Genomic DNA, 19,485 nt, shown 5'->3' with positions numbered 1-19,485 from the left:
TTCGAAAAGTCACGCCACCGCCCACCAGGGCTACTGCACTGGCCGTGTGATGTGGGTGGCAGATCGGGCGTTGCGCCCAATGTTCCAGTGTGAAACGCCCGCCCAGACTGGCGACGGCGGCACTTTGCAGGGCCTCTGTGGTGCTCATGGCTGGCAAGAGGCCAGCAAAGCGCTGGGCCAGCATGGATTTTCCGGCCCCCGGTGGCCCTATCAACAACAGGCTGTGGCCTCCGGCGGCGGCAATTTCCAACGCACGTTTGGCACCCAGCTGCCCTTTCACATCGGCCATGTCAGGATAACTGGCCACACGCAGCTGAGGCTCAGGCATGATGCGGCTCCAGCCTGGCCCGGGCTCTGCACTGGTGTTTGGGGAGGTAGCGGGTAAAAAGTGCTGCACCACATCCAGCAAATGCTGCGCCCGGTAAACCTGGGCATCTGGCACCAGTGCGGCTTCTTCGGCGCTGCCGGGTGGTAACACCAACTGCGTGCAGACATGGCTGGCGTGTAACGCCAGACTCATGGCCAAGGCCCCGCGTACAGCACGTAATTCGCCTGAGAGTGACAGTTCTCCCGCAAACTCATAGTTGGTCAACTGCGCTGCGTCAATTTGTCCGCTGGCAGCCAAAATGCCCAGGGCAATGGGCAAGTCAAAGCGACCAGAGTCTTTAGGCAGGTCGGCCGGAGCCAGATTCACCGTAATACGCTTGTTGTTGGGAAATTCCAAACCTGAATTCTGAATGGCTGAGCGAACCCGTTCACGAGCCTCCTTGACTTCTACGTCGGCCAGCCCCACCAGGGTGAAACAAGGTAATCCGTTGGCTAAATGCACCTCCACGGTGACGGCGGCAGCCTCCAGCCCCAACAGGGCACGACTTTGCACCAATGCAAGACTCATCTGGGATTCCTTTTTAACCACCGCCACTTTGGCGTGATAACTGGTTATCTATACATATGTTTGAGGAATTTTAAAACTGGAATGTGTGGTGTGTTGCATACTTTTCACCGTTTTTGAAAAGATAGGTCTGTCAGTTTTCAAAAATCACGTGAGCCTTCGTAGAATCGCAGCTTGTTGTAACCATTTGTAAGCAAAGTTAACCCCCCGTCGTCATGAAAAAATCGCCTTATTTTTTGAAAGCTGTCGTCACAAGCGCGGTGTTGTTGGTTGGAATGTCTGCTGCACATGCGCAAACCGTTTTTGACTTTGCCAATTTGACCAATGGCGGTGCAGGTAATTTCTTGCCGACGAATGGGGTGAGTTGTACCGGTGGTGACAAATGCAGCTCAAATGTCAGCTCGGTGCTGAATGGGACACTGAGTTTTGCCAGTGGTGGTCTCGTCGTCAATGTGATGGCTTCTTACAATGGCAGTGCATTTGGCAATGGTGCGGCTGTGGTGCAAGACCATGAGCCAGCGTATAACAATGCAACCTTTACCGGTGCCGGGTTGGGTGTGTATCACCTGAAGAATGAAAATAGCGATGACAACATCACCGCCAAAGAATCGCTCAAGCTGAGCTTTAACCAAGCCGTCACTATTTCTGCCATTGGGTTGCGCTCGGATGGTCACAATGCGCGTTTCGACTCTGACAAAAAATTCGAATACAGCTTTGATAACCTGTCTTGGACCCGTACAAACTTAGCTGGTTCAGTGGCGCTGAACAAAATTGGTCAAGATTTCTATATTCGATACAGCGAACATAGTGGCGCGCAGTTTTACCTGAGTTCCATGACCGTGGCGGCAGTGCCAGAACCCGAAACCTACGCCATGTTATTGGCTGGTTTGGGTGTCTTGGGTGCAGTTGCTCGCCGTCGCCAATCCAAGAAAGCCTGACCCTCCCGCAGCTGATCTGATTTTTTAAAACCCGCCAAAACCTTAACGGTTTTGGCGGGTTTTTTTATGGTGCGCTCGACCGGGGCGCTTGCACACAAGTGAAAGTCTTCTATCCACCCGACAAGGGGGCCGCGGGCGATTGCGAATCTGGAGAAAACCGTTTGCACTGTTTTGAGCTAGACAGGTGGGTGCATGCGCATCTGAGAGGGTTTGATATGCACCAATTCGGTGCTATTTGGTATCGACTGGCTTGAATGACATCTCTTGGCTTCCATCTGTCCCTGAATGGGTATCGGTTGGATATTCCTGCTTCTTCAAATCGAAGATAAAACTGGCATGAACCCTGCTTTAGTGAACTGTCAACCCAACTGTTGGAGGGCTTATGAAGCTTCAAAAACCTGGAATGAATGACGTTTACTTATCCAAGGAGTTCGCATGAAACTTGTTACTGCCATCATCAAACCCTTCAAGCTCGATGAGGTGCGCGAAGCACTCTCAGGCATTGGCGTGCAGGGAATTACTGTGACTGAAGTTAAAGGCTTTGGTCGTCAAAAAGGTCACACTGAGCTGTACCGTGGTGCGGAATATGTGGTCGATTTTTTGCCCAAGGTTAAGGTTGAGGCCGCCATCGCGGACGAACTGGTTGACCAGGTTATTGAAGCTATTGAGGGTGCTGCACGCACCGGCAAGATTGGGGATGGCAAGATTTTTGTTACACCCGTTGAGCAGGTTATTCGCATCCGTACCGGTGAAACCGGTAAAGAGGCGCTGTAAACGAACTATCAGACAAGAGGTCACTGACATGAAAAAACTACTTGCATCCCTTACCTTGGGCTTGGGTCTGCTGCTTGGCAGCAGTCTTGCCTTGTCTCAAACCCCGGCTGCACCGGCAACCACTGAGGCTGCACCCGCAGCAGTGGCAGCATCTGCCGTTGTAGCGCCTGCCGAGGTTAAACCTGTTGAAGCAGTTGCCCCTGCCGCCGCCGCGAGTGAGGCTGCGCCCGCCGCCCCTGCCGCTGCGCCCGTTCCAAACAAAGGTGATACTGCCTGGATGATGGTTTCCACCTTGCTGGTGATTCTGATGACCGTTCCAGGTTTGGCGTTGTTTTATGGCGGCTTGGTACGCAGCAAGAACATGCTGTCTGTACTGATGCAAGTCATGGTGACGTTCTCATTAATCGTCGTGTTGTGGTTCATTTATGGCTACAGCTTGGCGTTCACAGAGGGGAATGCTTTCTTTGGTGGCTTTGATCGACTCTTCATGGCAGGCATTTGGGACAATGCGGCAGGAACATTTGCCAATGGGGCCACTTTCAGCAAAGGTGTTTACATTCCTGAAATCGTGTTTGCAGCCTTCCAGGCAACGTTTGCAGGTATCACTGGTGCCTTGATTGTGGGTGCATTTGCTGAACGTATGAAGTTCTCTGCTGTGTTGGCCTTCATGGTGCTGTGGTTTACCTTCTCTTACGCTCCCATTGCACACATGGTCTGGTTCTGGATGGGCCCGGATGCATACGGTGCCAAAGACGTGGTGGACGCGATGAATGCCAAGGCTGGCTATATTTGGCAATCTGGCGCACTGGACTTTGCTGGTGGTACCGTGGTGCACATCAATGCTGCTGTGGCTGGTTTGGTCGGTGCTTACATGGTTGGCAAGCGTATTGGCTATGGCAAGGAATCCATGGCTCCTCACAGCCTGACTTTGACCATGGTGGGTGCGTCTCTGCTGTGGGTGGGCTGGTTTGGTTTCAACGCTGGTTCTGCTCTGGAAGCCAACGGTTTTGCGGCTCTGGCCTTTATCAACACCTTTGGTGCCACCGCGGCTGCCGTGTTGGCATGGTGTGTCGGTGAAACGCTGATGCGTGGCAAGGCTTCCATGCTGGGTGCTGCTTCTGGTTGTGTGGCCGGTTTGGTGGCCATCACACCCGCTGCGGGTAACGTGGGTATCGGTGGTGCTTTGATCATTGGCTTCCTGTCTGGCTTCGCTGGCTTGTGGGGCGTGAATGGCCTGAAGAAGATTCTGGGTGCTGACGACTCATTGGACGTGTTTGGTGTGCACGGTGTCTGCGGAATTTTGGGTGCTATCCTGACGGGCGTGTTCAATAGCCCAGCTTTGGGTGGTCCTGGTTATGTGGCTGATTGGGTCACAGCATCCATGGTGACATCGGCTGATTACTCTATTGCAGCCCAAGTCTGGGTGCAAACCAAAGCCGTATTGACCACCGTGATCTGGTCTGGCGTGGTTTCTTTCGTGGCCTACAAGATTGTTGATCTGACGATTGGTCTGCGTGTCTCTGAAGAGAGCGAACGCGAAGGTTTGGATGTCACATCTCATGGCGAGGCTGCTTACGGCCGGTGATCAGAGAGAAATCTGCAGACCCGTGGGTCTGCAGTTGAACAGGGAGGACGTTTAAACGTCATTGCCGCCGAAGTTGCAAGACTTCGGCGGTTTTTTTATGCGGGCGTATTTACATGCAGATCAAAGTCTTCTACTCACCCGGTAAGGGTGTGACAGGTGACTGCTCATCTGGCGGGCACTAAAGCCAAGTTCTGGCCTGACCCTTTGTATTCAATGAACCGCGTATGCAGATGACATGCGCAGCGACATGAGTGGGTGGCAGGGCAGGTGTCTCTCCTGCTTGATACATAAAACTTGAGAATAGGTGCGGCAAAAGAGAAGAGTGCCGCGGGACGTTTATTTCCAGCGTATCGGATCGATATGAATGTTATGCACACCGTCACCTAGCATCAATGCACCCTCTTGGATGGTCGCCTGCAGGCTCATGCTGCGTTGTGCCAGGGGCGTAAGCTCTTGTGCACTTGCGCTGGGAATACGCATGACCTGCAGGTTTTTCAGGCGTGTTAGTTTGGCCTCGATGCTGCGCCACCAGATGTCAGCGGCGTGACCAAAGGCGTACAGCACAACAGCATCAGATTTGCTGCAAGCTTTGTTTAGGGGCTTGTCTTCGGGTTGTCCCACTTCTATCCACAACCGGGTTTGTCCGGTGAAATCGCGCAGCCAGACATCAGGTTCATCGGGATCTGACAGGCCTGCACCAAAAGCCAGTGTGCCGTCACCGCCGCACATGTCTTGTAGTTGGTGGGCTTGCAACGCCAAGGCACACAGGCGAACCATCATGCGTTCATCGGTCTCACTGGGGTGGCGTGCAAGGGTGAGCGCATGATCGGCATAGTAGCCGTGGTCAATGTCGGCAATTTGCAGATTGACTTTGAAGATGGTTGATTTGGTGGCCATGTTTTTTCAAAATAGACACCCGATGTGCCGCGCAACAAGAGACAGGATGGATGGTGCTATACGCGCTTGGCCAGTTCTGTTGCTTTGCCAATGTAGCTTCCCGGTGTCATCGCCAGCAGACGCTGTTTCTCAGCTTCAGGCAAATCGAGCCCGGTAATGAAGCCTTGCATCAACTCACGTGTCATGGCTTCGCCACGAGTGAATTTTTTCAACTGCTCGTAGGGTTGTGGTAGTCCAAAGCGGCGCATCACGGTTTGAATGGGCTCTGCCAGCACTTCCCATGAACTGTCCAAATCATCGGCAATTGCAGCTTCGTTAATTTCCAATTTACCCAAGCCTGTGGCGAGTGACTGGTAAGCCAGTACAGCGTAACCCAGAGCCACACCCATGTTGCGCAGCACGGTACTGTCTGTCAGGTCGCGTTGCCAGCGTGAAATGGGTAGTTTTTCGCTCATGTGCCGCAACAGAGCGTTGGCCAGACCCAGATTACCTTCGGCATTTTCGAAATCAATCGGATTAACTTTGTGTGGCATGGTAGAGGAGCCCACTTCGCCATCGCGCAGTTTTTGCTTGAAATAGCCGAGTGAAACATAGCCCCATACGTCACGTGACCAGTCAATCAAAATTGTGTTGGCACGCGCCACAGCATCAAACAGTTCTGCCATGTAGTCATGTGGCTCGATCTGGATGCTGTAAGGTTGAAATGTCAGCCCCAAGCCCAAGGGTTCAGGGGTCTCAATGACTTTGCGACTAAAAGCTTCCCAGTCAAACTCTGGCCACGCGGATAAGTGTGCGTTGTAGTTGCCCACCGCGCCGTTCATTTTGCCCATCAGTTTGACGCTGGCAATTTTCTCGCGCGCGGCCACCAAGCGGACCACCACATTGGCAATTTCCTTGCCCACGGTGGTTGGACTGGCCGTTTGACCGTGCGTGCGACTGAGCATGGAAACCGTCGCAAAAGCGTGAGCCATCTCGCGTAGTTTGGCAATGATGGCATCCATTGTTGGCAACAGAGCCAAGTCACGTCCGGCTTTGAGTTGCAGTGCATGGCTGGTGTTGTTGATGTCTTCACTGGTACAACCAAAGTGCACAAATTCTTGCGCCGCAACCAGTTCGGGACGGCCTTCAAACTTGGATTTGAGCCAGTATTCCACTGCTTTCACGTCATGGTTTGTGGTTTTTTCAATGGTTTTGATGGCTTTTGCATCAATCTCGGTGAAGTTTTTTACCAAGCCCAGCAAGTAAGTACGGGCACCTGGTGTCAGTGGCTTAAATTCAGCAAAGCCGCAATCGCTCAAGGCGATGAACCAGGCCACTTCAACCTGGACACGCCGATGCATGTAACCCTGCTCACTCATGGGTGGGCGTAATTTGGCAAGTTTGGCGGCGTAACGGCCGTCCAGCGGGGAAAGGGCGGAAATAGCGGAGGTAGTCATGCGCGGCATTGTAGGGCGCATCACTGGACAAGGCAGCAAGCATGTCGACAGTTGGCGTGTTTGTCGGCGCGGCCTTGTGGCACAAAATCAGGGGATAAGTTTTCAGAAACCATGCCTGTATAGAATGAAGCGCTTCTTACAACATCCATAACTTCAAAACTGTCACATGGCTATGAAACTCATCGGATCTAATTCCAGCCCTTATGTGCGCAAGGTGCGCGTGGTCATGGCAGAGAAAAAACTCGACTACGACTATGTGCTGGAAAACGTGTGGTCTGCTGATACAACCATTACACAGTCCAGCCCTTTGGGTAAAGTGCCATGTCTGATGATGGAAGGTGGCGAGGCCATTTTTGATTCGCGCGTGATTGTGGAATACCTCGACACCCTGTCACCAGTTGGCAAATTGATTCCTGGTGTAGGGCGAGAGCGTGCCGAGGTTAAAACTTGGGAAGCGCTGGCTGATGGCGTACTGGATGCTTCAGTTTTAGCCCGGTTGGAAGCCACTTGGAGTGAACGCACACCAGAGCAGCGTAGCCAGGCCTGGATTGATCGCCAGTTGGGCAAGGTTAATGCGGCCTTGCAGGCCATGAGTAAGGGTTTGGGTGACAAAGCGTATTGCGTAGGCATTCACCTGACATTGGCCGATATTTCTGTGGGCGTGGCATTGGGTTACCTGGACTTTAGGTTTCCAGAAATCAATTGGCGTGAGCCGTTTCCCAACCTGCTGAAACTGCATGACAAGCTGATGCAGCGCGCCAGTTTTATCGATACCCAACCTTGCTGACGAAGGTTATCTTGTTAGAGCCCGTCAAATGGGTTACGTCTGCTTGCATTTTTGAATTTCTCAAAATGAAAAGGTCGCGCTAAAGTGCAACCACATGAGAATGATCAAAAAAATCTTTTACAAAACTGTTTACAAATGCCGGGATTGTGGTTCCACCAGTTATCAGTCCGTGATTGAGCGGGCAGACAATGGTGCATTGCTGCCTACGGGCCAATACCGCTGTACAGGTTGTCGCTGTATCTTCGCCACAGTGCGGGCCTGGTGGTCACCCGGCGCACGACCAGACTTTCAGAGTAGTCGCAGTTTTAACTGAACGGGGTTGGTCAGATTTCCAATGACTGACCACCCGATGCACCGTCGAGGTCTGCAATAGAGTTTGCTAAACGGGAAATCGATCAGCTACCAGGGTCGATCAGAGGCCGATGGTTTGGTGAGCGCCAACAAACGATCCAGATTGTGGTTTATTTTGATATCTCGATGCGGCACGCTGGCCACAATGCGGTATTCGGTCTGGCTGGTTTCGCGCAACATCGGTTCACCAGTGACCATCCCATGACGGTTGATCAGTACGGCTACTTTGGGCATGGTCGTGTTGAGACCACGTTTAACCACGACAGCAATTTCCTGGGTGTTGAGCCGTACATAGGTGCCTGGGGAGTAAATGCCCACGGCCTTGATCAAGGCCGCTCCGGCCTCATCAATCTGGCGGTTTTCATCGAAATAACACGACTGCATGGCCGCTGCCGGCGAGTCAGGTGGGCGTGAGGCACGGGGCGACAGGCGTGCGGCAAACATGTCAACGCGTTGAATCAGCCGTGCCAGTCGCTTGCCAGGAGTACGTTTGGCCAAAGGGCCGGGCACTTGGGCGCGATGATTCAACACCGCTTCAAGCCATAAGTCATCAGTGACCCCCATTTGTTGCAGCATGTCGACCGAGCGAGGTGCATGGGTTTCAATGCGTTTGACTTGCTCTGGCGTGGGGGGTTCAATTTGTATATTCAGCCGGTCATGCAAATCGGTCATGCCAATGTTCATGGTGAGCGCTGCACTGCACATGGATTTGATCTGGTCGTCGGGCCATTTCAGGACATCACGCGCAGCCACAGAACAAACCACACACACCAGCATCGCGTGGGTCGCGCTGTAGTGCCGTATCTCGCCAGCGGCAAGGTTGATCAATGCAAAGAGGGTTCCATCAGGATTACGCAGGGTATAGCGCTCCAGCGCGGTTTGCAAGCGTTCCAGTCGGGGTAGGAACGTATCTCCATTGGTGTCACGCAGAATGCCATGGGCTTGGGTTTGCAGGTCGAGCCAGTCAGGGTCGCCGCTGAACTCGGCCTGGGCTGCTCTTTTGGCACCGTAGGCTGACATTTGCATATCGGCTATTTGACCAATGGCGCGGTCTTCCAGCACCAGATTGTTGAGCCTGTTGACGTAGGCTCGGCGAAAGTTATCTGATTGGTCAAAATCAATGTAGACGTTCTCCCGCCTGCCCAGCATCACCTGCAGTTCCAGCCGGTTGTTGACCAGATAACCTTTGCCGGCCAATAACACGCCATTTTCGTCGCGCAGCGCACACGGCAGTGGCTGGCCGACGACGATGGAGTCAATATTGATGGGGATCAGGTTCATATGGGACTGGATTATGCCAATGGCGCTGTTTGTAAATACTTGCCCAGTTCGCAAGCATAAGTGTGCCGTGTGAACTGATAGCATCAAGCACATGTCTGAAACCCCACTACATTCTGCCTTTAGCGTTCCGCAAGCGGAGCAACTCATTGTCCACAAACTGTGCCATCCCGATGATTTGCTGCGGCGTTTGGTCCAATTGCCACGTCCCCTGGTGTTCACCAATGGGGTTTTTGACGTGCTGCACCGCGGTCATGTGATGTACCTTGAACAAGCCAGAGCCTTGGGGGGCAGTTTGCTGGTGGCGTTGAATACCGACTCCTCGGCGCGCCGCCTGGGCAAGGGGGCTGATCGGCCGCTGAACAATGAAATGGATCGCGCTTGTGTGATTGCTGCCTTGGCCAGCAGTAGTCTGGTGACCTGGTTTGATGAAGACACGCCGCTCGAACTCATTGGCCTGGTGCGCCCGGATGTGCTGGTAAAGGGAGGTGATTACGATATGAGCAAACTGCCCGAAACGGCGTTGATCCACACCTGGGGCGGTCGGGCTCAAGCCTTGCCGTTTGTAGCAGGTTACTCCACGACAGCCTTGGTAAGGAAAATTCGCGGTTTGTAAGAAGAATTGCCTTCTGGTGCTTGTAATGAAAGCACTGGATGCTATTTAAAAAGAAGCGTCAAACACATTCGCGATGTGCTTTGGCCAGACTCAGCCAGTGCCTAACGGCTTGGCTGGTATCCTTGAACAGGGTGCAGTTCATGCCCTCTTTCAGGTTCAATGCAGCGCAACCTTGCCCCCCGAGCCAAAGCGTGCAATCTTCCGGCAGGGTGCGGGTCAAGGCATCCACATAGTGTGTGAATTCAAGCGCAGGCATGCACCCACTGGCAGAGACTGCCACCACCCCCACTTGAAAATCATGCACGACACGCAGCACTTCCGTGGCAGGCAGTTGGCAGTCCAGGTTGATGCAGTGCGCCCCTTCCAGGCTCAGTTGGGCGTGCAGAGCCAGTAAGCCCAGGCTATGCAACTCACCTGGTGGTGTGGTGAGCAGTACCTGGGGCAGCTTGATATTCAGGCTGGGTTCGGGCAAGGCGCGCAGCACCACTTGGCGCAGCGTGGCGGTGTAGTGGTGTTCGGCGGCAATGCTCAAACGCTGGTCGAGCCAGGCTTCGCCCACGGCCAGATTGAAGGCCGGCATCAGGTGAGCGACAAAATTGTCCAAGCCATGCACAAGCAATTGGCTTTGCAAAAACAAACCTGTTGCCTCAAGACTGTGACCAGGCAACAAACTTTCCAGCAGCGTGTGTGTGGCCTGCGTCAAGGTCTCGGGGGGGGGGCGATTTTGGCCAGTTTGCGTACTGTATTCATCATGCAGGGCTTGCAAGGCCGCCACGGGCAAAGCAACCAGCGTACCAGCGCGCAGATCCTGCCTGAGCAATCGGCTGATCAACTCAAGTTTGTGCACATCGTTTGAGCTGTAGTGGCGTTGGCCTCGCGCACCCCTTCCTGGCTGTGGGAAACCATAGCGCAGTTCCCATTTGCGCAGCACTTCGCGGCTGAGTCCGGTGCGTTGTTCCACTTGGGCTTGGCTGAAGACTGGAATCTTGATCTGTGTCATGCTTTGATATTTGTCCAGGACAAATATGTAAATGAGGATAATGCAGGGATTGCCACTATGCTTTTTGTGGTGAGTTATCCGGTTTCGTTGGAGTTAAAAATTTCATATGTGTTCCAAGCAAGTGAATGAAGCGCGGAGGGCATCCCCCACGCCTGAGGCCCCCGCCGATATTGTGGCGATTGGCGCTTCGGCGGGCGGTCTGGAAGCACTTGAGAAGCTGTTTGACGGCTTGACCTGCGACTCGGGAGCCACCTTTGTGGTTATCCAGCACTTGTCGCCCGATCATAAAAGCATGATGGTCAATTTGCTCTCGCGTCACACAGCCATGCCTGTGGTGATGGTTGAGCAAGATATGTCGATTGAACCCAATCACGTGTACTTGATTCCACCGGGTTCGATCATGCACATGGGGGAGGCCAAACTCACCCTCACGCCCAAAAACCCGCGTATCTTGACGTTGCCAATTGACGTGTTCTTCAAATCCATGGCGCAACACCATGGTGCCCGTTCGGTCGGAGTGGTGCTTTCTGGCACCGGGTCTGATGGCACTCGTGGTGCATCGGCCATCAATGATGCAGGTGGTTTTTTGATTGCGCAAGATCCCGCAGATGCCAAATTTGACGGCATGCCGCGTTCCATCATCGCCACCGGTCTGGTGGATGCCATTTTGCCGGTGGGGCAGATTGGCGCGCGGCTGTTGGCGCACATCACCAACCAGCCGATTGTTCAAGCCGCTGTAGCCATGGAGGAGCCTGTCGGGCGGGCACTGGCACTCAGCCCGGAGGCTGCGTTCAACGGCATCATGCGCTTGTTGTTGCAATTGGGTGGCATCGATTTTCAGGAATACAAAACCGGAACAGTGATGCGTCGCATTGAGCGGCGAATGAATGTGCGTCAGGTGATCGCACTGGATGCCTATCTGGAGCTGCTGAGTAATGATCGCAACGAGGTACTGATTCTGCGCCGTGAAATGCTGATACCGGTGACCAGTTTTTTCCGCGACAGTGAAGCCTTTGAGATTTTGGGTCGCCAGATCATCGATCCCATGGTGGCACGCAAACAGGGTGGCGATACGATTCGGGTGTGGGCAGCGGCGGTCTCTACTGGCGAAGAAGCGTATTCGATTGCCATGCTGTTTCTGGAGGCGTTTGATCAGCTCAAGCGGTGGCCCACGTTGAAAATTTTCGCGACCGATGTGGAGCAGCAAAACATTGAGTTTGCTGGCGCGGGGACTTATCCGGAGTCGATTGCGGCGGAGGTTTCGACGCAACAACTGGAGCGCTTTTTTGTCAAACGCGGCAACAGCTTTGTGGTTAAAAACGAATTGCGACAGTGTATTGTGTTTGCCCGGCACAACATGCTCTCAGACCCACCCTTCACCCGCATGGACTTGGTGGTGTGTCGTAACGCATTGATTTACTTCAAAACCCAGGCGCAAGAGCGCGCCCTCAAGCGCCTGCAATACGCGCTGCTGCCGCGTGCCCATCTGTTTTTGGGCTCCAGTGAGTCGCTTGCTGGGTTACAAAAAGACTTCACCCCGATCAGTGCCCGACACAAGATCTGGCAAATGGTCAAGCCGCTGAACCAGCCGCTGGACATGAGCAAGGGTTCTGGCTATGGCTACACGCCGACGTTGACGACCAGCAGCCCAGGCACACGTCACGCACGGGTAAAACACACGGCGGTCGAGCAAGGCTTTAGTACGCTGCTGCAGGCTTTTGCACCACCTGCGGCGATTTTGGTCAATACCCGGCAAGAGCTGCTGCATTCTTATGGCAATGTGGCCAAGTTTTTGCACTTGCGTGAGGGCCATGCCAGCCTGGAGCTTAGCCGTATCCTGCCCGAACCACTGGTGCCGGTGGCGGTGGCTTTGCTGTTCAAAGCCGGACGTGAAGGTGTGAGTGTCAACTCAGACCGGTTGCGTTTTACCAATCACGATGGCCAGGTGGAATATGTGCGTTTGAGCGCTTGGCCGGTAGAAGAGTTTGAGGGCGAGCGCCTGAACTTGCTGGCGTTTGAGCAACTGCTCGCCCCTGCTGCTGCCGAGGCCATCACCGCTATTGATGTGAACTCTGAAACCACCGAGCGGATGGAGCTGCTCGAGCGTGAGCTCTGTGCCACCCGCGAGAGTCTGCAGGCCACGGTGGAGGAGCTGGAAACCAGCAACGAAGAGCTGCAGTCCACCAACGAGGAGCTGATGAGTTCCAACGAAGAGCTGCAAAGTTCCAATGAGGAATTGCAGTCGGTGAATGAAGAACTCAATACCGTTAATGCCGAATATCAGGAGAAAATTGATATTCTCAACCGCCTGAATGCCGACCTGGACAACATGGCACAGGCCGTGGCCGCAGGCACGGTATTTGTGGATGAACGCATGCACTTGACACGCTTTTCGCCCGATGCCACCCACATCTTTCGTCTGCGTGACAGTGATATTGGTCGCCCGCTGGACGATCTGGCCCACACGCTGCTCTACCCCGAATTGATTGCCGACCTGAACCGCACCCTGACCGATGGCAACAAGGTTGAGAAGGAAATCCGGGGTATCAATGGCTTGCATTATTTTGTACGCATGTTGCCTTACAGCGTGCCCTCAAGCCGGGCCAAAGGTGCGGTGATCACCTTCATGGATGTCACCGCGCTGCATGAGGTGTCGCGCTTGCAGCACATCATTGATGCGTTGTCAGAGCACATTGCGGTACTTAACAGCGCAGGCATCATCACTTTGGTGAATACCGCCTGGCGCAAGTTTGCCAAAGACAACGGTGACCCGTTTTTGGCACATTCCGGCCCCGGCATCAATTACCTGGAGGTCTGTAAAGACATTCATGAACCGCCGGATGACCCTACCGTGTTGAGCGCTCAACGCGGCGTGTGCCAGGTGCTTGAAGGGCGCAGTACGCATTTCACGCTTGAATACCCCTGCCATTCACCCACCGAGGAGCGTTGGTTTGTCATGCATGTGTCGCCTGTTGGGGGTGAGCAACCCGGTGCGGTCGTCAGTCACATCAACATCACCGCATGGCGGAAACACGCCAAGAGGGATGAGGCATGAACTTGTCGGAAGAATACAAGCTACAAAAAACAGAGCGACTCGCGCTACTTAAACAAAGAGCGCAGGCCGTTTTGTCTCAAGCCTGCCAGAAAAGCGGGGAGGCTTTGGGCAGTGCCCAGACCATAGAAATGCACACCATCAAACTCCTGGAAGACTTGCGTATCTACCAGGTGGAGCTGGAGCTGCAAAACGAAGAGCTGCGCGCAGCACAACTGGATGCGGAAATGGCCCGCAAGCGCTACCAGTACCTGTTTTCGCAAATGCCCATTGCTGCGATGGTGGTGGATGGTCAAGGTGTGCTGGATGATGCCAATGAATTGGCCGAGGGCTTGCTGGGGCCGAGCAAGCACTTTGTGAATGCGGATACGCGGTTGTGGGCGCGGCTTGGCGGCAAAGACCGTGCTCGCGTGTATGCGGCTTTGCGAGATGTCGCTCCGGGCGAAACCAAAGTATTGACCCAGGTGCTGGTCAAAGGCAGCACGACACCTGAGCCGGTGTTTGATGCACATTTGATTGGTTTGTCGATCGACTACAAGCTTGACCGCCGGGTGCTGATGCTCTGGGTAGATCGCACGGCAGAACTTGCACGCCAGCAAGACCAGCAGTTTTATTCCCTGCTGCTTGATTCCAGCGACAGCTTCATCTACGCAGCTGACAAGCATGGCAAGATGCTCATGGCCAATCAGGCCTTTCTGAATTTTCTTGGTCGCAGTCGCGAAGAAGTGCAAGGCCAGTTACGCCAGACTTTTCTGCCCATGCGTGATGCCATATTGCATCAAGAGACTGATCAAAAAGTGCTGAATATCCAGAACACCATCACGCTTGAAGAGCAGGTGCATCTGGCTGCGCCGCATGGACGGGTGGATTTTTTGACGCGCAAGTTTCCGCTGCACGACCTGAATGGCAAGGTGTATGGCGTGGGTGGCATCTCCACCGACATCACCACTTTGAAAAACCAGCAGCGCCAGATGCTGTTAAGCGAGGCGGTGTTTTTGAATTCGGCAGAGGCCATTATCATTACCGATGCGCAAACGCACATTTTGCGAGTCAACCCGGCTTTTACCCGGTTGAGCGGGTTTTCAGAACAGGCGGTGCTGGGGCAGAAAACCAAAATTCTCAAATCTGGTCGGCAAGACGCTGCGTTTTACATCGGTATGTGGAAGACGCTGAGCACAACCGGTACCTGGTCGGGTGAGCTCAATAACCGGCGCGCAGATGGCAACTACTATACCCTTTGGAGCACCATCAATGCGGTACGTGATGTTGATGGCACGGTGCTGAATTTCATTGCGGTGCAATCCGACATCACCCAGTTGCACAACTCACAACAGGCACTGACGTACCAGGCTTTTTACGACACTTTGACAGGATTACCCAACCGTGCGTTGTTCAATGACCGCATGGCGCAGCTGATGGCGGCATCGCACCGTCACCGCAAAACCTTTGCGCTCATGTTTGTGGATATGGATCGTTTCAAGGAGGTGAATGACACACTGGGCCATCAGGTCGGTGACCAGTTACTGCGTGAAATCTCGCGGCGCTTACAAGAGGGCCTTCGCACCGAAGACACGGTAGCGCGCATTGGTGGTGACGAGTTTGTGGTGTTGCTGCCCGATACAGACGGACGGGGGGCGCAGGCCGTGGCTGCCAATTTGTTGGAACGTTTGCGTGAGCCGGTGCAACTGGCGCAAGACTTGAGTTATCGCCCCATGGCCAGTGTCGGTTTGGCGCAATACCCCGCCGATGGCGACACACCTGACCTGTTGTTGCGCAGTGCTGATCTGGCTATGTACGATGCCAAAACTGATGGGCGCAACCGCTTTGCGGTGTACACCACTGAAATGAGACGGGTGAATGACAAAACCTTTGTTATTCAGACCGAGCTGGCACAAGCCATTGAGCAGCAGCAACTGAGGTTGTTTTTTCAACCCAAATGCCGCCTCAGTGATGGGGTCTTGATGGGGGCAGAAGCCTTGGTGCGATGGCAGCACCCGAGCAAGGGCTTGGTATTGCCGGGTGAATTCATCAGTGTGGCTGAAAAAATAGGTTTGCTCGTGGCCCTGGATCGTTGGGTCATGCAAGAGGCGCTGAGGCAATTGGGCGAGTGGATGGCAGCGGGTTGGTGGCAAGTTGGCTGGCGTTTGTCCGTGAACCAAAATGTGGTGGATTTGCAGCATCCGAACATGCTTGAGAATTTGCAAAATCTGCTCAACCAGCATCAAGTCAGTGCCTGTGCGTTGGAGCTTGAAATTACCGAAGATGCCTTCCTGCATCATGCGCCAGAACAATTGGATCGATTGATACAACTCCAAAGTTTGGGAATCTCGGTCGCCATTGATGACTTTGGAACGGGCTATTCCAGCCTGGCCTATTTGCGCAAACTGCCAGTGTCGGTGATCAAAATCGACCAGAGTTTTGTCAGCGGTATGTTGACCAATGAAACCGATGCGGTGTTGGTGCATACCATTGTGGACATGACCCACAACCTTGGCCACACACTGGTGGCTGAAGGCATTGAGGACGAATCACAACGCCAACACCTCGCCTGCTTGGGTGTCGAGTTGGGGCAGGGTTTTTTGTTTGATCGAGCCCTCAGTGCAGAGATATTTGCAGCGCGCTGGTTGGCATCACCTGCACAATCCTAATCCCATTTGCGAAAGCTATTGGCTGCTGGCCGTTTCATTGCGGAACTGGTCATGGCAGCTTTTACAGCTTTTCTGCACAGCATCCACACTGCTGCGAATGGCCGGTAGATCGGCGCTGCCCGAGACTTTTACCAATTGATCCACGGCGGCCAGATAACTTACCTGGGCCTGCTTGAAGTCTGCCGCCTTGCTCCAGACTTCGGGTTTGGCACGGGTGGGCGGGTAGTTGCCATCAGCGCTGAAAAACTCCCAGGGCTGCGTGGAGAGTTCTTGCAGAGCCAAGGCTTGGGCCATGAAGTCGGCCTTGACATAGTCCTGCCTGTCACGTGCGACCAATCCCATGGGTTCGAGTGTTTTGGTGAATTTTTTGAAAATTGCCAGACGTTTGGTTAACAGTTGCTGTGGATGGGTATCTTTGGCGCTTTGCCCGCAAGCTACCAGTGTGGTGGCCGCAATAACAAGGAGCGCGATCTGTGCAGTTTTCTTCATGGGTCAATCAAGGTGGTGAAATCAGTGGGCAGAGGTAAAAACATGTTGCCAAAGCGCCAGAATAGCATTGCGCTCAGCTTGCAAGCTTTCTGTTGGAACATGGCTGGGTGTTTCGTCCAGCCGGGCTTTGTGCTGTATTTGGCGCATGGTACGGTAAGCGCTGGCGGCAGCATGACCGAGCCCTTGGGGTAGCAGACCAAGGGTTTCAGCACGTTCCAGCAAAGCGATGTTACCGGCGTTGGCCATCAGTTCAGGGTGTGCGCCAGATTGTGACAGCACCAGAAATTGCATCACAAACTCGGCATCAATCATGCCACCAGCGCTTTGTTTGATGTCAAACTGACCCGGTTTGTCTGGGTGTGCCCGCGCCATACGTTCACGCATGGCTGCGATCTCAGCCCGCAGGCTGCTTTCATCGCGAGGTGCGGAGATGACCACTTGGCGTACCGCATCAAACCGTTCGTGCAAGCTGGTATCTCCCAACACGCAGCGGGCACGAGTCATGGCTTGGTGCTCCCAAGTCCAGGCGGTGTTGGAGCCACGTTGTTGCTGGTAATTGGCGTAAGACTTAAAACTGGTGATCAGCAAACCGGCATTGCCGTTGGGACGTAATGCGGTATCAATTTCATACAAATCTCCCTCGCCGGTTTTTACGGTTAACCAGTTGATGAGTTTGCGCACCAGGGCCGCGTAAATCTCGGGTGCGTTTTCATCTTCGTCATCAAATACAAACACAATGTCCAGATCGCTGCCGTAGCCCAGTTCCTTACCCCCCAACTTGCCATAGGCAATGATGCCAAACTGCGGTTCTGGACGATGCGCTTTTTTCAGCAGTGACCAGCACCAACGGGTGGTGATGCGTAGCACTGCATCGGCCAGGGCACTGAGGTCGTCGGCCACTTGCTCCACACTGAGCTTGCCTTCCACGTCACGCGCCAGGGTGCGAAACACTTCGGCATGGTGGGCTCGGCGCAGCAGGTTCAGCAAAGCCTCTTCGTCATCTTCCCCTGTCCCCATGAGGGCCTGACGGCGGTGATCCAGGTCGGTCTCAAACTCCTGAGGATTAAAGCGTTCATAAAAAATGTCTGCTCCAGCCAACTCATCAATCACACCGGGGTGCAGCATCAGGTATTTGGCAGGCCAGCGAGCCGCTCCCAGCAGGCGCAACAGACGTTCGTGTACATTGGGTCGCTCCCACAAAAGAGCCAAGTAACTTTCACGGCGCAGCAGGGATTCGATCCAGTCCGTCAAGCGCACGGCGGCTTCTTCGGTGACCGTGCCTTCCTTGACCCATTGCGCGGTGCGTGCGATCAGGCGCCACAGGCGAACCCGAGCTTCGTCACGCAAGGCGAGCACGCGTGGGTGTGCTCTCCAGGCATCAAGCCGCTGGCGAAAGCTCTCTCCCAGTTGAGGGAGGAGCTCGTCCATGGTTTGGATGGCATCGGTTGGTTTGATACTCTGGCAGCCTTTACATTGGGGGTTAGGGCCGCCCAGCAGCTTATCAAACTCTTGAGCCACAATTTCGCGGTGGGCATCCAGCTGCCCAAGTAATTGCTGTGAGGTTTCATACCCCATGGTGTGTGCAATCCAGTTCAGGTCTTGATCCTGCGTAGGCAGCACATGCGTTTGCTGGTCGTCCAGATATTGAATACGGTGCTCAAGCTGGCGCAAAAAAACGTAGGCTCTGGCCAGGTTGGCAGCAGCGGGTGCAAGCATCAAACCTGCCCGTACCAAGCGTGGCAAGGCGCTCAAGGTCGGGCGGGTGCGTAATTCGGGGAACTGACCAGCGCGTACCACTTGCAGCAGTTGTACGGTGAATTCAATCTCGCGGATGCCACCACGTGACAGTTTCACATCGTTGGCTCGTTCAGGATGGCCAGCACTGCGTTTGACTGAATGCTCCCGAATTTGACGGTGCAGTATGCGCAATGCATCAAACACGTTGTAGTCAAGGTAGCGCCTGAACACAAAGGGCATGACCACTTTGCGTAGTGCCTGTGTGGCACCGCTGAGCACACTGTCTGTAGGCGCGACCACGCGGCTTTTGAGCCAGGCGAATCGCTCCCATTCGCGCCCCTGTACATGCAGGTATTCTTCCAGAGCGTCGAGTGACACCGCCGCCGGGCCGGAGTTACCGTTAGGGCGCAGCGCCAGATCTACCCGGAATACAAAACCGTGTTCAGTGGTGTCGCCGACCAGCGCGTAGACTGCGCGCACTACTTTAGCAAAATATTCGTGATTGGTGATGCGGTTTCGTCCGGTATCGTTCCCCGCAGTTTCGCCGTCTTCGTCATAGATGTAAATCAGGTCAATGTCGCTTGAGACATTCAGTTCGCGTGCCCCTAGTTTGCCCATACCCACAATCCACACCTGTGCCCGCTGACCTTGTGGTGTCATGGGAGCTCCGTGGGTTTGGTCAAGCGCCATTTGGGCTTCTGTCAGGGCCTCATTCAAGGCAAATTCAGCCAAGTCGGTCATGGACTGGGTCACTTGCGCCAGAGCGAGTTGCTGTTCGCAGTCCAGCGTCAGCAGTCGCAGCACTACCAGCTGACGGGTGATACGTAGCGCATTGGCACAGCTTTGACCTTGTGCCTTGAGTTGGGTGAAGGTGACTTTCAGCTCTGCAGGTCCTGGACAACCAGGGGGCAGCAGGGTCAATATGGACTCGTAACGGCGGTGGATGCGCTGGGCAAATCGAGAGTGGAGAGCCATAGATGGGCGGGTCATAATTCTGCTCTTGTC

Annotated in this window: 13 protein-coding genes and 1 pseudogene; 7 read left to right on the top strand and 7 right to left on the bottom strand. The window is 54.2% G+C overall.

What is annotated here, in order from left to right:
- Positions 1–13: 13 nt before the first annotated feature.
- Positions 14–895: pseudogene (locus LDN84_RS20650) on the bottom strand (YifB family Mg chelatase-like AAA ATPase); the annotation flags it as partial.
- A gap of 212 nt (positions 896–1,107) precedes the next feature.
- Here LDN84_RS20650 and LDN84_RS20645 point away from each other — a divergent pair.
- From LDN84_RS20645 to LDN84_RS20635, 3 genes are all read left to right on the top strand, one after another.
- Positions 1,108–1,830, top strand: coding sequence for an FxDxF family PEP-CTERM protein (locus LDN84_RS20645; protein WP_223905456.1), 723 nt, complete (start codon positions 1,108–1,110; stop codon positions 1,828–1,830).
- A gap of 435 nt (positions 1,831–2,265) precedes the next feature.
- Entirely contained in the window at positions 2,266–2,604 is a 339-nt protein-coding gene (gene glnK / locus LDN84_RS20640) for a P-II family nitrogen regulator (protein WP_223905454.1), read from the top strand.
- A gap of 28 nt (positions 2,605–2,632) precedes the next feature.
- Positions 2,633–4,189: an ammonium transporter gene (locus LDN84_RS20635; protein ID WP_223905452.1), complete on the top strand. Its 1,557-nt coding sequence runs from the start codon at positions 2,633–2,635 to the stop codon at positions 4,187–4,189.
- Between the two features lie 336 nt (positions 4,190–4,525).
- Here LDN84_RS20635 and LDN84_RS20630 read toward each other — a convergent pair whose 3' ends face one another.
- Both LDN84_RS20630 and purB read right to left on the bottom strand, forming a co-directional pair.
- The gene (locus tag LDN84_RS20630; protein WP_223905450.1) at positions 4,526–5,086 is read right to left on the bottom strand and encodes a YaeQ family protein; all 561 of its coding nucleotides are present in this window, start codon (positions 5,084–5,086) and stop codon (positions 4,526–4,528) included.
- A gap of 56 nt (positions 5,087–5,142) precedes the next feature.
- A complete protein-coding gene (gene purB, locus LDN84_RS20625; RefSeq protein WP_223905449.1) occupies positions 5,143–6,522 on the bottom strand; it encodes an adenylosuccinate lyase in 1,380 nt (459 codons plus the stop codon).
- A 172-nt stretch (positions 6,523–6,694) separates the two neighbouring features.
- On the opposite strand from purB, the gene LDN84_RS20620 reads away from it, so the two are divergent.
- On the top strand, positions 6,695–7,309 hold the full coding sequence (locus LDN84_RS20620; RefSeq protein ID WP_223913218.1) for a glutathione S-transferase N-terminal domain-containing protein: 615 nt from the start codon (positions 6,695–6,697) through the stop codon (positions 7,307–7,309).
- A gap of 399 nt (positions 7,310–7,708) precedes the next feature.
- Here LDN84_RS20620 and LDN84_RS20615 read toward each other — a convergent pair whose 3' ends face one another.
- Positions 7,709–8,941: an HD-GYP domain-containing protein gene (locus LDN84_RS20615; RefSeq protein ID WP_223905448.1), complete on the bottom strand. Its 1,233-nt coding sequence runs from the start codon at positions 8,939–8,941 to the stop codon at positions 7,709–7,711.
- Between the two features lie 91 nt (positions 8,942–9,032).
- Here LDN84_RS20615 and LDN84_RS20610 point away from each other — a divergent pair, with 91 nt between their 5' ends.
- Positions 9,033–9,554 (top strand): adenylyltransferase/cytidyltransferase family protein, encoded by a 522-nt coding sequence (locus LDN84_RS20610; RefSeq protein ID WP_223905447.1) that lies wholly within the window; start codon positions 9,033–9,035, stop codon positions 9,552–9,554.
- Between the two features lie 58 nt (positions 9,555–9,612).
- Here LDN84_RS20610 and LDN84_RS20605 read toward each other — a convergent pair whose 3' ends face one another.
- Positions 9,613–10,554 carry a MerR family transcriptional regulator gene (locus LDN84_RS20605; RefSeq protein ID WP_223905446.1) on the bottom strand — a complete coding sequence of 314 codons (942 nt, stop codon included), beginning with the start codon at positions 10,552–10,554 and terminating at the stop codon, positions 9,613–9,615.
- Between the two features lie 106 nt (positions 10,555–10,660).
- Between LDN84_RS20605 and LDN84_RS20600 the strand changes: the two genes are divergently transcribed.
- Both LDN84_RS20600 and LDN84_RS20595 read left to right on the top strand, forming a co-directional pair.
- Complete coding sequence (locus LDN84_RS20600) at positions 10,661–13,609, top strand: chemotaxis protein CheB (RefSeq protein WP_223905444.1); 2,949 nt, start codon at positions 10,661–10,663, stop codon at positions 13,607–13,609.
- On the top strand, positions 13,606–16,254 hold the full coding sequence (locus LDN84_RS20595; RefSeq protein WP_223905442.1) for a sensor domain-containing protein: 2,649 nt from the start codon (positions 13,606–13,608) through the stop codon (positions 16,252–16,254). The genes LDN84_RS20600 and LDN84_RS20595 overlap by 4 nt, the downstream gene beginning before the upstream one ends.
- Positions 16,255–16,269: 15 nt before the next feature.
- Here LDN84_RS20595 and LDN84_RS20590 read toward each other — a convergent pair whose 3' ends face one another.
- Together LDN84_RS20590 and glnE are read right to left on the bottom strand one after the other, a co-directional pair.
- On the bottom strand, positions 16,270–16,743 hold the full coding sequence (locus tag LDN84_RS20590) for a c-type cytochrome (protein WP_223905440.1): 474 nt from the start codon (positions 16,741–16,743) through the stop codon (positions 16,270–16,272).
- 21 nt (positions 16,744–16,764) lie between these two features.
- Positions 16,765–19,455 (bottom strand): bifunctional [glutamate--ammonia ligase]-adenylyl-L-tyrosine phosphorylase/[glutamate--ammonia-ligase] adenylyltransferase, encoded by a 2,691-nt coding sequence (gene glnE, locus LDN84_RS20585; protein WP_255610424.1) that lies wholly within the window; start codon positions 19,453–19,455, stop codon positions 16,765–16,767.
- Positions 19,456–19,485: the final 30 nt, after the last annotated feature.

This window comes from Rhodoferax lithotrophicus (genome assembly GCF_019973615.1).
Taxonomy (GTDB): domain Bacteria; phylum Pseudomonadota; class Gammaproteobacteria; order Burkholderiales; family Burkholderiaceae_C; genus Rhodoferax; species Rhodoferax lithotrophicus.
This window is presented reverse-complemented; position numbering and strand designations above follow the sequence as displayed.